This is a genomic window from Microbacterium sp. WCS2018Hpa-23 (genome assembly GCF_031843845.1).
Taxonomy (GTDB): domain Bacteria; phylum Actinomycetota; class Actinomycetes; order Actinomycetales; family Microbacteriaceae; genus Microbacterium.
On sequence record NZ_JAVTIZ010000006.1, the window covers coordinates 174,475 to 187,570 of the forward strand.

At 67.4% G+C, this 13,096-nt stretch carries 15 protein-coding genes; 8 read left to right on the forward strand and 7 right to left on the reverse strand.

Features of this window, described 5'->3' with window-relative positions; genetic code table 11:
* Positions 1-81 precede the first annotated feature (81 nt).
* The gene (locus RQG77_RS11745) at positions 82-588 is read left to right on the forward strand and encodes a methylated-DNA--[protein]-cysteine S-methyltransferase (RefSeq protein WP_311244882.1); all 507 of its coding nucleotides are present in this window, start codon (positions 82-84) and stop codon (positions 586-588) included.
* 87 nt (positions 589-675) lie between these two features.
* Positions 676-2,079 (forward strand): threonine synthase, encoded by a 1,404-nt coding sequence (thrC, locus tag RQG77_RS11750; RefSeq protein WP_056516302.1) that lies wholly within the window; start codon positions 676-678, stop codon positions 2,077-2,079.
* Between the two features lie 162 nt (positions 2,080-2,241).
* On the opposite strand, the gene RQG77_RS11755 is transcribed toward thrC, so the two are convergent.
* The 4 genes from RQG77_RS11755 to RQG77_RS11770 form a co-directional block, all read right to left on the reverse strand.
* Complete coding sequence (locus tag RQG77_RS11755; RefSeq protein ID WP_311244883.1) at positions 2,242-2,670, reverse strand: VOC family protein; 429 nt, start codon at positions 2,668-2,670, stop codon at positions 2,242-2,244.
* Positions 2,671-2,749: 79 nt separating this feature from the next.
* A complete protein-coding gene (locus RQG77_RS11760; RefSeq protein ID WP_311244884.1) occupies positions 2,750-3,016 on the reverse strand; it encodes a thioredoxin family protein in 267 nt (88 codons plus the stop codon).
* 63 nt (positions 3,017-3,079) lie between these two features.
* Positions 3,080-3,478 carry a hypothetical protein gene (locus tag RQG77_RS11765; RefSeq protein ID WP_311244885.1) on the reverse strand — a complete coding sequence of 133 codons (399 nt, stop codon included), beginning with the start codon at positions 3,476-3,478 and terminating at the stop codon, positions 3,080-3,082.
* A 38-nt stretch (positions 3,479-3,516) separates the two neighbouring features.
* Positions 3,517-4,527 (reverse strand): FUSC family protein, encoded by a 1,011-nt coding sequence (locus RQG77_RS11770; RefSeq protein WP_311244886.1) that lies wholly within the window; start codon positions 4,525-4,527, stop codon positions 3,517-3,519.
* Between the two features lie 139 nt (positions 4,528-4,666).
* Here RQG77_RS11770 and RQG77_RS11775 point away from each other — a divergent pair, with 139 nt between their 5' ends.
* Both RQG77_RS11775 and RQG77_RS11780 read left to right on the forward strand, forming a co-directional pair.
* Positions 4,667-6,010, forward strand: coding sequence for a M20/M25/M40 family metallo-hydrolase (locus RQG77_RS11775; RefSeq protein WP_311244887.1), 1,344 nt, complete (start codon positions 4,667-4,669; stop codon positions 6,008-6,010).
* A gap of 58 nt (positions 6,011-6,068) precedes the next feature.
* Positions 6,069-7,523 (forward strand): MFS transporter, encoded by a 1,455-nt coding sequence (locus RQG77_RS11780; RefSeq protein ID WP_311244888.1) that lies wholly within the window; start codon positions 6,069-6,071, stop codon positions 7,521-7,523.
* 2 nt (positions 7,524-7,525) lie between these two features.
* Here RQG77_RS11780 and RQG77_RS11785 read toward each other — a convergent pair whose 3' ends face one another.
* The 3 genes from RQG77_RS11785 to RQG77_RS11795 form a co-directional block, all read right to left on the reverse strand.
* The gene (locus RQG77_RS11785) at positions 7,526-7,837 is read right to left on the reverse strand and encodes a hypothetical protein (RefSeq protein WP_311244889.1); all 312 of its coding nucleotides are present in this window, start codon (positions 7,835-7,837) and stop codon (positions 7,526-7,528) included.
* A 136-nt stretch (positions 7,838-7,973) separates the two neighbouring features.
* Complete coding sequence (locus RQG77_RS11790; RefSeq protein ID WP_311244890.1) at positions 7,974-8,378, reverse strand: VOC family protein; 405 nt, start codon at positions 8,376-8,378, stop codon at positions 7,974-7,976.
* Positions 8,379-8,419: 41 nt separating this feature from the next.
* On the reverse strand, positions 8,420-9,187 hold the full coding sequence (locus RQG77_RS11795) for a siderophore-interacting protein (protein WP_311244891.1): 768 nt from the start codon (positions 9,185-9,187) through the stop codon (positions 8,420-8,422).
* A gap of 103 nt (positions 9,188-9,290) precedes the next feature.
* Between RQG77_RS11795 and RQG77_RS11800 the strand changes: the two genes are divergently transcribed.
* Genes RQG77_RS11800 through RQG77_RS11815 form a run of 4 tightly spaced genes read left to right on the forward strand, consistent with a single transcriptional unit; the run spans position 9,291 to position 13,094 of the window.
* Positions 9,291-10,283 carry an ABC transporter substrate-binding protein gene (locus tag RQG77_RS11800; protein WP_311244892.1) on the forward strand — a complete coding sequence of 331 codons (993 nt, stop codon included), beginning with the start codon at positions 9,291-9,293 and terminating at the stop codon, positions 10,281-10,283.
* Positions 10,284-10,337: 54 nt separating this feature from the next.
* Entirely contained in the window at positions 10,338-11,324 is a 987-nt protein-coding gene (locus RQG77_RS11805) for an iron chelate uptake ABC transporter family permease subunit (protein ID WP_311244893.1), read from the forward strand.
* Positions 11,317-12,342 (forward strand): iron chelate uptake ABC transporter family permease subunit, encoded by a 1,026-nt coding sequence (locus tag RQG77_RS11810; protein ID WP_311244894.1) that lies wholly within the window; start codon positions 11,317-11,319, stop codon positions 12,340-12,342. Before RQG77_RS11805 ends, RQG77_RS11810 begins: the two co-directional genes overlap by 8 nt.
* On the forward strand, positions 12,339-13,094 hold the full coding sequence (locus tag RQG77_RS11815; RefSeq protein ID WP_311244895.1) for an ATP-binding cassette domain-containing protein: 756 nt from the start codon (positions 12,339-12,341) through the stop codon (positions 13,092-13,094). Before RQG77_RS11810 ends, RQG77_RS11815 begins: the two co-directional genes overlap by 4 nt.
* Positions 13,095-13,096 lie beyond the last annotated feature (2 nt).

The window sequence follows — 13,096 nt, forward strand, 5'->3', positions numbered from 1 at the left end:
CCGGAAGCGGAATACCATTGCCTCCACACCTCAAAGGCGCTAGGTCCAGGCCGCTGCCCCGAGTCGCGGTAGCCTCTCGCCATGCCCTCGTTCGGAACCCTGCTCTCGCCCATCGGCGAGATCGGCATCGTCAGCGACGGGACGGCGATCCGGAGGGTCACCTGGCGCTCGGATCCACCGGCGGAGACGGATGCGGAGCCGGATGCCGAGCCGGACGCGCTGCTCACAGAAGCGCTCGCGCAGCTGACCGCGTACTTCGACGGAGCGCTGCGCGAGTTCGACCTGCCCGTCGACCTCGGTACGCAGACCGACACCAGTCGTGCGGTGCTGACGGCGCTCTACGAGACCGTCGGCCACGGAGAGACGCTGACCTACGGCGGTCTCGCTCGGCGCAGCGGCACCGAGGTGCCCGCGAGAGGGATCGGCGCGATCATGGGCGCCAATCCGGTGCCGATCATCGTGCCCTGCCATCGCGTCGTCGCGGGCGACGGGCTGGGTGGATACTCCGGCGGCGCCCCGGGACAGGGGCTGGCGACCAAGCGCTGGCTGCTCGAGCACGAGGGTGCGCTCCCCGCATCCCTGTTCTGATCGCGGGGCTTTGGGCGTTCGCGCAATCACCTCCCGGCCACCTGCGACAATGGAAGTCCCGTGCCGATTCCGATCCGAGGAGCACCCGTGCAGTACATCTCCACCCGAGGCGGCATGCAGCCGCTGCCGTACTGCGAGACCCTGCTCGAAGGGCTCGCCCCCGACGGCGGGCTGGCCGTTCCCGAGACCATGCCCACGGTCGACGGCGAGACGCTCGAGCGCTGGCGCGCACTCACCTACCCGCAGCTGGCGACGGAGGTGCTGGCGCTCTTCGCCACCGACATCCCTCGGGTGGATCTCGCGCGCATGACTGCCGCTGCCTACGAACCGTTCCCCGAAGAGGTCGTGCCGCTCCGCTCGATCGGTGACGACCTCACGCTCGTGGGTCTGTCCGAGGGCCCGACGCTGGCGTTCAAGGACATGGCGATGCAGTTCCTCGGCCAGGTCGTCGAATATGCGCTCGAGCGCAAGGGCTCGGTGCTGAACATCCTCGGCGCGACGTCGGGTGATACCGGGTCCGCGGCCGAGCATGCCCTCCGCGGCAAGGACCGCATCTCGGTCTTCATGCTGTCCCCGAAGGGACGCATGAGCGCGTTCCAGCGGGCGCAGATGTTCTCGCTCGATGACGAGAACATCCACAACATCGTCGTCGACGGCGTCTTCGACGACTGCCAGAACCTCGTCAAGAAGCTCGCGGGCGATCTGGACTTCAAGCGCGCCCAGCACCTCGGCGCGGTCAACTCGATCAACCTCGCCCGCATCACCGCGCAGGTCGTCTACTACTTCTGGGCGTGGCTGCGTGCGACGGATGCCGGCGGCTGGACCGAGGTGTCGTTCACGGTTCCGTCCGGCAACTTCGGCAACATCCTCTCCGGCTTCTTCGCGAAGCAGATGGGTCTTCCGATCCGTCGCCTGGTGCTCGCAGCGAATGAGAACAACGTTCTCGACGAGTTCTTCCGCACCGGCGTCTACCGTCCGCGCAGCGCAGCCCAGACCCTCGCCACGTCGAGCCCGTCGATGGACATCTCGAAGGCGTCGAACCTCGAGCGCTTCATCTTCGAGCTCGTCGGCCGTGATGCCGCTCGCGTCGTGACCGCGTGGCAAGAACTCGACACGCAGGGGTACTTCGACTTCACCGCAGACCTCGAGCGTTTCGTCGAGGAGTTCGGCATCGTCAGCGGAACCTCCACCCACGACGACCGGCTCGCGACCATCAAGGCGGTGTACGACGCCTCGGGCGACATCATCGATCCGCACACGGCGGACGGCGTCAAGGTCGCCCGCGAGTACCTCGAGCCCGGCGTGCCGATGCTCGTGCTCGAGACCGCGAAGCCGCAGAAGTTCGCCGAGACGATCCGTGAGGCGATCGGCGTCGAGCTCGAGTATTCGTCCGAGCTGCGCACGATGCTCGACGCCCCGCAGCGCACGACCGAGATGGCTGACGACGAGCACGAGCTCCGAGCCTTCATCGAGGCCAAGGCGCTGCGCTGATTCGAGAGCTGAACCGCGCGGATCCGAGACCCGAGCAGCGCTGATCCGAGACCCGAGCAGCGACCGCCCGAGACCCCTTCTGCCGATCACGGCAGAAGGGGTCTCGCCGTCACCGGGTCGGATTCCGGTCGGCAGTGGGCCGAGAGACTGCGAGGCGCAGGGTCATTCCGGGTCGCCGTGCAGCATCCACGGCACGCCGAAACGGTCGACGAGCATCCCGAACGTGCCACCCCACGGAGGGGTGTCGAGGGGCATCGTGATGACCGCGCCGTCGGCCAGTGCATCCCAGACGGCTTGAGTGCGCTCCTGGGTGTTGCCGCTGAGCGACACCGAGAAGCCCTGCGGCGGCTCGAACGGGATTCCGTCGGGTGTGTCCGACGCCATGATCACGAGCCCGTCGGAGGTCGTGAGCTGCGCGTGCATCACGAGGTCCTTCTGGTCGGGGTTCTGGACCATGTCGGGGAACTCGCCGAAGACGTTGATGTCGAGCTCACCGCCGAGCACGCTCTGATAGAACTCCATCGCCTGCCGCGCCTCGGTGCGGAACGAGAGATACGGGTTGAGATTCGCCATGGTGCTGCCCCCAGTCATGTGATGCGGAGTCGGCACCGACCCGCTGCAGGTCATTCTTCGCCGGGGGTCGGACATTCGCAAGAGCGTGCGTGGCGGCTCAGGACGGGAGAGCCTTCACCGCCGCCGTGAGCATCTGGGGCACTGTCGGCACGCCTTCGGCGCGGAACACCTCGGTGCCCGACGCGTCGCGGATGATGATGGTCGGAGTGAAGCGGATGTCGAGCGCTTCGGCGGCGTCTGGCTCGTGCGCGACATCGATCTCGGTGATCGTGGCATCCGGCAGGAATCGTGCGGCATCGGTCACGACCGAGCGGGTGCGCGAGCAGGCTCCGCAGAACGCGGATGTCACGAGCGTCAGTTCCATCGGGCTCCCTTTCCGTCCTCCCGGTGCAACCGGCGGCGTGCTCTGGGTGTTCCCCGCGCCTGGTCAGAAATCGGTGCGCTTCACAAAACCGCGGTTCGTGCGGATGTGCTCGTAGTCCCACTGGATCCGGCGTGATTCGGCGAGCCAGCCGGCGAGGGCTGTGGTGTCGACCTCGCCGGCGTCGAGATACCTCGCCTCGGCCGCCTGGAACGTCCCGGACGCGGTGAGGCCACCGCCCGCGAACGACTGGCCGCTCCAGAACATCAGGCGCACGGCATCCTTCAGCCGGTGGTAGCCGACGATCGGATTGCCGTCGAGGAACCAGACCGGATGCGCGTGCCACACCTTGCCCGCAGCTTCGGGGAGTCCCTGTTCGATCTCGGTGACGAGAAGGTCGCAGATCTCGCGGTCCTCCGGAGTGAGGCTGCGGTGATACTCGTCGATCTCGGGTGCGCGGCTCATGGTGCGAGTATGGCCTGCGCGCAGGTCGGCGTCGAGAGTCAGTCGGTCGTCGCGGTGGCCCGCGGGTGGAGCAGCCCGGATGCGGCGCCGAGGGCCGCCCCGACGACGGTGTCCACGATGCGCTCGAACGCGACGTCCATCGAACCGATGTCCCCGGTCGCTGCGCCGGTCAGCAGAAGGACCAGCGGAGTGATGAAGACGAGCGCCAGGGCGTAGTGGCGCACCACGACGAGCTCGATCGTGAACTGCAGTGCACCCAGCAGCAGCGCCAGCCAGAGCCCGGACGGATGCAGCAGCGCGAGCAGCGCGTACACGCCGGCGCCGACGACGGTGCCGAGCATCCGGTGCAGCCCGCGCTGCACGGCGGCACGACGCGCGGCGGCGACACCGATCACGGCGACGGCGGAACCGACGATCCAGTACGTCCGCGTCGGGTCGATCACCAGGCCCAGCAGCACACCGATCACGGCGACGATGGCGACCCGCACGAGAAGCATGCGCGAATCGGCGGTGAAGGCGGGGCCGGGCAGCAGCTCGCGCAGCGGTCGCGCTGCGATCGTGCGCGAGCGGGGGAGGAGCAGAGGCGCCATCGCGACCAGATAGGAGAACAGACAACCCGCCGCGAGCGCTGCGATGTAGACGAGCGGTGCGATCGGCGAACTGGCGATGACGTGGGCGGAGAGCCCGAAGACCAGCACGAAGAACAGGGGCCCTGGAGGACCGAGGCGGAACCCGAACGCCAGAGCCGCGCTGACGATCGCCACGACGACGACGCCGATGCTCACGAGCCACGCGTCCGCCGAGAGGACGACGCCGAGGGCTGCGCTGACGATCAGGCCCGCGGCGACGAAGGGCAGGATCCTCGCCCGGTCGATGACCGGCGCGGTGCCGGCGAACAGGACGGTGAAGGCTCCGGATGCCGCGATGTAGCCGAGCGACGGTTCGCCGAGAAGGGTCATGACGGCGATCGGGACGGCGATTCCGAGAGCCGCCTGCGTCGCCAGGTGCCAGCGCGGACCGCGCTTGGGGGCCAGGGCGAACAGACTCATCCCTCGATTGTCTCGCGTCTCGTGCGCTCCTCTGGACACGGCGCGTCGCTCAGGTCGCAGTTCGTGCCGCGGGACAGGGATTCGGGCGGCACGAAGTGCGACCGGAGTGCAGACGGAGACAGGGACGCCCGGCGATACGATGGCCGACGTGACCGAACCTCGCCCAGGAATCGCCGAGCGCCTCGCGCAGATGATCCAGTTGCCGACAGTCTCTGCCGAGCTCGAGCAGCGTGGATCCGGGCCGTTCGACGACTTCGTCACGCTGATCGCCGACCTCTATCCGCTCGTTCACGAGAGGCTGACGCTCGAGCGGCACACCGATTTCGGACTGCTCTTCCACTGGGCGGGCACCGGACTTTCCTCCGAGGAGCCCGTCGTGCTGATGGCGCACTACGACGTGGTCCCGGTCGATGAGAGCGACGCCTGGACGCATCCGCCGTTCGCCGGTGTCATCGCCGACGGCATCGTCTACGGACGCGGAGCCCTCGACGACAAGGGTCCGCTGATCGTCGTGCTCGAAGCGGTCGAGAACCTGCTCGCCGACGGTTTCGCCCCCGCCCGCGACGTCTACCTCTCGTTCGGTGGAAACGAGGAGACCTACGGTCGCGCGGCGGAGGAGATCGCACGGGTGCTCCGCGAGCGCGGTATCGTCCCGTGGCTGGTCGTCGATGAAGGAGGCGCGGTGGTCGACGCTCCGCTGCCGTTCGTGCCCGGACGCGCGGCCATGATCGGCGTGGGGGAGAAGGGAGTCATGACGCTCACTCTGTCGGCGCGCGGCGAGGGCGGTCATGCCTCGGCGCCCCCGGCGCTCACCGCTGTGCGTCGAGTGGCACGGGCCGTCGACCGGCTCGGGCCGACCACGTTCCGCCCTCGGCCCTCGAGAGCCATCGGGCGGATGCTGACACAGCTCGGCGCCCAGACGCCGGGGCCGGCTCGGCACCTTCTCCGTCTGCTCGGATCCGCGCCGTTCCTCACCGGCCAGCTCTTCGCGGCGCTCGGCGGTGAGCCGGCCGCCCTGGTGCGCACGACGGTGGCGCCCACGATGCAGTCAGGCGGGACCGCGGCGAATGTCCTGCCCTCTCAGGCCTCGGCGACCGTGAATCTGCGGATCGCCCTGGGCGAGACGACGCAGCAGGCCGTGCTCCGGGTTCGTCGGCGCATCCGCGATCCGCTGGTGGTGGTGAAGGTCGAGGAGGCGAGCGAGCCCTCGCCCGAGTCGGCGACCGACAACGCCCAGTTCGCGCTGCTGGCCGACGCGCTCTCTGTATCGCACCCGGGCGTTCCGGCCGTGCCGTACGTGATGATGGCGGCGACGGATTCGCGCCATTTCCACCGCTTCGCGCCCGCGGTCTATCGCTTCGCACCGCTCGACATGTCGAACGCGCAGCGGGCGTCGATCCACGGCGTGGACGAGAACGTCGAGATCGCAGCCCTCGAGCGAGGGGAGCGGTTCCACCGGGCTCTCCTCGAGCGGCTAGTGTGATCTCACCCTTCTCCGGGCGCCTGAACGCTCGGATCAGCCTTCTTCTCGAGGAGCCGCGATGACGCGCAGTCGGACTCTGGGAACCCTCGCCACCGTCGTGGGCTTCCTGGCCTTCGTCGAATTCACCAGCGGCGTCCTGCAGGGCTACTACACGCCCATGCTCACCGACATCGCGCGGCACCTCGGCATCCACGACGCGGATGTCAATTGGCTCGAGGGCACGCAGCTCATGCTCTCGGCGCTCGTCGTGCCGGCATTCGCGAAGCTCGGCGACATGGTCGGCCACAAGCGGATGCTGTTGATCTCGACCGCGCTGACCGCGGCGGCAGCTCTCGTCCTGCCGTTCACCGACTCCTTCCCGGTCTTCCTCATCGGCTGGACGCTGATGGGGTTCTACGTCGTGTGGCTGCCGCTCGAGATCGCCCTGATCTGGTCGCGCTCCCGTCGCATGGAGGGGCGCTCGTCGATCACGGCGAAGGCCGCGGGGCTTCTGGTGGCTGCGCTCGAGGGCGGCGCGATCATCGGTGCGCTCGTCGGCGGCGCGCTCATCGATGCGTTGCCGCTGACGGTCGTGCTCCTCATCCCCGCCGTGCTCATCGTCGTCTGCTTCTTCGTGATCCTGTTCGGGGTGAAGGAGTCTCCCGACCCGACCGGCGGCGTGTTCGACACGGTCGGCGTCGTGCTGATCTCGATGGCGCTCATCTGCTTCACCGGCGGACTCAGCCTGCTGCGTCTCGAGGGCGGACTGGTGAACCCATGGTCGTGGGCAGTCGTGGTACTCGGCATCCTGCTCGTGATCCCGTTCGTGCTCTGGGAGCTCCGCTGCGACGACCCGCTCATCGATGTGCGCATGTTCCGCTCCCCGGCGCTCGGCCCGGTGTTCCTGACCGCCGGACTTTTCGGTGTGAGCGTCTTGGGTGCCCAGGCACCGCTGTCGACCTTCGCTCGCACCGACCCCGGCGTGTACGGCTACGGACTCGGAACCACCGGCTTCGCGACCTCCTTGATCATCGGCCTGTATCTGATCGCGATGATCGCCGGTGCCCTGTTGTTCCCGGTGATCGCCCGACTCCTCACCCCGCGCGTCACCCTGATGGGCGCGTCGCTGCTCGTGGGCATCGGGTTCCTGCTGTTCCTTCCGTTCCATGATTCGTACCTGCAGGTCGTCACGAACATGGTCGTCGTCGGACTCGGGTCCGGGGCGCTCGTCGCTGCGCTTCCGGCAGCCGCGGCGTCGGCGGCTCCGGCCACGCAGACGGGGGTCGCGACAGGACTGACGAACTCCGTCAAGACCGTGGGCGGGGCGATCGCCTCGTGCATCTTCGGGATCGCGCTGCTGAACGGCGTGAGCGGCGCGGTCGAGGGCACCGCCGGATCCTTCGCCGGGTACATCACCGTGTGGGTGGTCTGCGGTGTCACCGCGCTCGTGGCGGCGGCGATCCTCGTGTTCGTCCCGAAAGAGGCGTTCACGGACCGGGCGGATGCCGAGGCGGTCGCGGCCCCCGTGGTCTGACGTCAGTCGCGGTCGAGGCCGAAGGAGCGCTTGACGACGGCCTGCATGTCGCGGCCGAGTCCGTCGATGCGAGTGTTCACGGTGTCGAAGCGGGCGTTCATCTCGTTGCGGAGTCCGCCGATCTGGGCGTTCATCTCGCCGCGGAGACCGCCGATCTGGGCATTCATCTCCCCGCGGAGTCCACCGATCTCCCCGCGGAGTCCACCGATCTCGGCCCGGACGACGCGGATGAAGAGCGTCGAGACAACGGTCATCGTGCTGAGCATGAGCGCAGTGAACGAGCCGATCATCGTCCAGATCTGAGTGTCGTTCATGTGGTGCACCGTGTCATCCTCGCATCGTTCCAGACGACGCATCGAGATCGACGTCGCTGTATACCGTCATCCCATGGCGCGGGGAGAAATCGCGGTATGCGCCTTTTTGTGCAGAAGGCATGCGGCAGGGGAACCATCAGGAGGCGCGAGGCGGGTTGTGCATGAACTCGACGCGCACGCCACTCGCGTCCTCGACGAACGAGGCGTAGTAGTGCTCGTTGAACCGTTCGTAGATCTTGGGCTCGCGCACCACGGTCCATCCTGCGGCGACGGCGACCGCGTGCAGACGGTCGACGTCGCCGCGGGAGTCGACCGCGAACGCGAGATGCTGCCATCCGGCGCGTCCGTGCACGTGCGGGCCTGTGTCTTCGCCGCGTGGGGCGAAGATGATGATCTCGGTCTCGTCGCCGTGATGCCAGGAGATCCCGTCCTCGGCTTCGCTCCCGAACTCGTACCCGAGCGCCGTCAGCACGGGGTGGAACTGCGCCCGCCCCTGCTCGAGGTCGCCGACGGTGATGCCCAGGTGATCGACAAGTGCCATGCGCCCAGTCCCGCAGGCCGGCCTCCTGCGCCTCCGAGGACTCAGTGCGGCGCGTGGTACTCGGCTTCGCCGCGCTTCCAATAGCCCTTCACCACGGCGCGCGCCGTGTCGACGCCCCACCGGTCGAGCAGTGCGCGCCCGGGTCTGACGATCGACTGCTCGGCCGCGATGAACACGAACGGGTCGTCGCCGATCGAATCCTCCGCCGTCAGCCCGTCGAGGAACGCGATGAGTGCCGAGCCCGAGGGAGCATCACCCCGATGCAGCCATTCGACGTCGACGGGCGCTTCGATGTCGATCTCGCGCCCGGTCGAGACCGTCTCGATCACGATCCGTGCGTCGACATCCGTGGTGATGAGCGCCGCGAACCGCCGGATCGCGGGGATCGCGGTCTCGTCGCCGACCAGAAGCCAGGAGCCGGGCGCGCCCGTCAGCACCATCGATCCGCGGGGTCCGCCGACGCCGATCGATGAGCCGAGGGGAGCGGTGGCTGCCCGGGGTGCAGCGATGCCGGCGTCGCCGTGCACCGCGAACTCGACGTCGAGCCAGTCCGGGCCCCAGGCGAGGGGCGTGTACTCGCGACTCGGCGATGCCCGCATCTCCTCGACCGAGCTCACAGGGCCGGTGGGGAAGAACAGGCGCATGTGGTCGTCGGATCCGGGGGAGTCGAATCCCTCGAGATCGCCGCCGGTCAGGCGTACACGGACGAAATCTGGGGCGAGCCACTCTCTGGCACTGAGAGTCACCGTGCGGAAGCGTAGGTCGAGGCCTCGGCGCTCGAGGGAGAAGCCGGATTTCGTATCGCTCATAAAGTAAGGCTAACCTATCTTTCAGGTTGAGGTTAGGCATGCCTAAGTCAATCGTCCTGCGCCACTCGTGCGCGTTTCCATACCGCAGAACAGGAGTCTCTCCATGTCCATGCCCAGAATCCTCAGCGCCACGAGCGTCGGTCTCGTCGGCCTCCTCGCCCTCTCCGGGTGCGCCTCCGGCGGCGAATCCGAACCGGAGGAGACAGAGGCGGCAGCATCCTCGGTCACGATCGAGGACAACACGGGCACGCATGAGATCGCGACTCCGCCGACGTCGGTGGTCGCACTCGACAACCGCACCTTCCAGACGCTGTCGAACTGGGGAGTCGAGCTCTCCGCCGGCGCGGTCTCGCTCATGCCCGACACTGTGTCGTACCTCGAGGACGACGCGATCGTCGACATCGGCCTGCACAGCGAACCCGACCTCGAGGCGATCGTCGCCGTCGAGCCGGATCTGATCATCAGCGGTCAGCGCTTCACTCAGCACAACGAGGCGATCGCCGAGCTCGTTCCCGATGCCACGATCATCGACCTGGAACCCCGCGAGGGCGAGCCCTTCGACGAGGAACTCAAGCGGCAGGTCACCGTGCTCGGCGAGATCTTCGGCAAGCAGGATGAGGCGCAGGCGCTGGTGGACGATTTCGACGCGGCGGTCGAGCGGGCGAAGGCCGCCTACGACGACGCCGACACCGTCATGGCCGTGAACACCTCGGGCGGCGAGATCGGCTATCTCGCTCCGACCGTGGGTCGCTCCCTCGGGCCGATCTACGACATCCTCGGGCTCACCCCGGCACTAGAGGTCGACGATGCCTCGGACGACCACCAGGGAGACGACATCTCGGTCGAGGCGATCGCCTCGTCGAACCCCGACTGGCTCCTCGTGCTCGACCGTGACGCCGTGTTCGCCGCGGAGACCCCCGACTACGTGCAGGCATCGGAGATCCTCGAGAACTCCGAGGCACTCGCCGGCGTCACAGCCGTCGCAGACGACCAGATCGTCTACATGCCCACCGACACGTACCTGAACGAGGGCATCCAGACCTACACGACGTTCCTCAACGACCTCGCCGACGCCCTCGAGGCCGCGCAGAAGTAGCAGCTGCATGGCGGCATCCGCTCCACGGCGGATGCCACCATCCGGCGTTCCATCATGACCCGCACAGCTTCTCCCGCGCCGCCCCGCACCGTCGGGCGGCTCTTCGACGTGAGACTCCTCGTCGGCGTCCTCGTCGTCGTCGCCCTTCTCGTCGTGTCCCTCTTCACGGGCGTGTATGACATCGCCGGAGCTGCGGACGGCGCCGAGATGTTCCAGATCACGCGTGTTCCGCGCACGATCGCTCTCGTCCTCGCCGGTGCCGCGATGGCCATGGCAGGCCTCGTGATGCAGTTGCTGACCCAGAACCGCTTCGTCGAGCCGACGACCACCGGCACCACCGAATGGGCGGGGCTCGGTCTGCTGACGGTCATGGTGCTCGTGCCGAACCCCTCGATCCCGCTCAGGATGGCAGGCGCGATCATTGCGGCCTTCATCGGCACCATGGTGTTCTTCGCCTTCCTGCGCCGAGTTTCGCTGAAGTCATCTCTCATCGTCCCGATCGTCGGAATCATGCTGGGCGCCGTCGTCGGAGCGGTCTCCACCTACTTCGCGCTGGCGACGGACTCCCTGCAGGCGATCGGCGTGTGGTTCGCTGGCAGCTTCACCTCGGTGCTGCGGGGTCAGTACGAGATGCTCTGGATCGTCGCGATCGTCGGCGTGGTGGTGTTCCTCGTGGCCGACCGCCTGACGATCGCCGGGCTGGGCGAGGAGATCGCCACGAACGTCGGTGTGAACTACAACCGGGTGATCCTCCTCGGGACCGTGCTCATCGCGATCACGACCGGCGTCGTCACGGTGGTCGTGGGCAACCTGCCGTTCCTGGGACTCATCGTCCCCAACATCGTCTCGATGGTCCGCGGCGACGACCTGCGAAGCAACCTGCCGTGGGTCTGCCTGCTCGGCATCGCGATCGTCACCGTCTGCGACATCATCGGTCGGACCATCATCATGCCCTTCGAGGTCCCGGTGTCGTTGATCCTCGGAATCGTCGGCGCGATCGTCTTCATCCTGCTCCTGCTGAGGCAGCGCCGTCGTGGCTAGCGCTCTCGCGGCGCACGTCCGCACCTCCGGATCCTTCACGACGCCTCGAGCACGGCGTCGGTACGCGATCGTGCTCGGCATCCTCATCGTGCTCGCCGCGGTCTTCGCCTTCGCGCTGCTGGCGTGGGAGAACCCGATGCCCGTGGGCTCGCCCGGCTTCTGGCGCATCGCGAAACTCAGGACGACGAACGTGATCGTGATGGCGGTGGTCGCCGTGGCGCAGGCGATCGCGACCGTGAGCTTTCAGACGGTCACGAACAACCGCATCATCACCCCGTCGATCATGGGGTTCGAGTCTCTCTACCGGGTCGTGCAGACCACCACCGTGTACCTGTTCGGCGTCGCCGGGCTCGTCGCGATCCAGGGGGTCTGGCAGTTCGGCCTGCAGGTCGTCATCATGGTCGGGCTCGCGATGGCGCTGTACGGATGGCTGCTGTCCGGCCGCTACGGCAACCTGCAGATCATGCTGCTCATCGGCATCATCATCGGCGGGGGGCTCGGCGCGATCTCGACCTTCATGCAGCGACTGCTCACACCCAGTGAGTTCGACGTTCTGGCGGCGCGGCTGTTCGGCAACGTCTCCAACGCCGACGCGTCGTACCTGCCGCTCGCGATTCCGCTGTGCGTTGCGGCATCCGCGCTGCTGTGGCTGAGGTCGCGGAGGCTGAACCTCCTCGCGCTGGGCCCCGATGTGTCCCGCTCGCTCGGCCTCGACCACAAGCGCGAGCTCTATATCGTGCTCTTCCTGGTGGCCGTCCTGATGGCGACTTCGACCGCGCTGGTGGGCCCGATGACGTTCCTCGGCTTCCTCGTCGCGACGCTCGCCTATCAGTTCGCAGATTCTCACGATCATCGGCTGATCTTCCCTATGGCCGTGCTCACCGCCTTCACGATCCTCGCCGGCGCCTACTTCGTCATGAAGAACCTCTTCTATGCGCAGGGCATGGTGTCGATCCTGATCGAACTGGTGGGCGGCACGGTCTTCCTCATCGTCATCCTCAGAAAGGGCCGACTGTGATCACACTCGACGGCGTGCGCCGCGACTACAGCAGCGAGGTCGCGATCGGCCCCGTCGATCTCGAGATCCCCGCCGGGGGCATCACCGCGCTGATAGGCCCGAACGGCGCGGGCAAGTCCACTCTGCTGACGATGATCGGACGCCTCGGAGGGATGGATGCCGGAGCGATTGAGATCGCGGGATACGACGTCGCGACGACGAAGTCGAAGGATCTGGCGAAGATCGTCTCGGTGCTCCGGCAGGAGAACCACTTCGTCACGCGTCTGACCGTTCGTCAGCTCGTGGGCTTCGGCCGCTTCCCCCACTCCCAGGGGAGGTTGAATCGGGCAGACGAGCAGGTCATCAGCGAGGCGATCGACTTCCTCGACCTCGGGGAGCTCGAGGGGCGCTACATCGACGAGCTCTCGGGAGGGCAGCGGCAGCGCGCCTACGTCGCGATGGTGCTCGCGCAGGACACCGAGTTCGTCCTCCTCGATGAGCCCCTCAACAACCTCGACATGAAGCACGCGGTGCAGATGATGAAGCACCTGCGGCGTGCGTCGGAGGAGCTCGGGCGCACGATCGTCATCGTGCTGCACGACATCAACTTCGCCGGGCACTATGCCGATCACATCTGCGCCATGAAAGACGGCGCCGTGGTCGAGTTCGGCACTCCGGCCGAGATCATGACCGGTGAGGTGCTCACCCGGGTGTTCGACACCGACGTGCAGGTGGTCGAGGGACCCTCCGGCCCTCTGGCCGTCTATTACTGAGG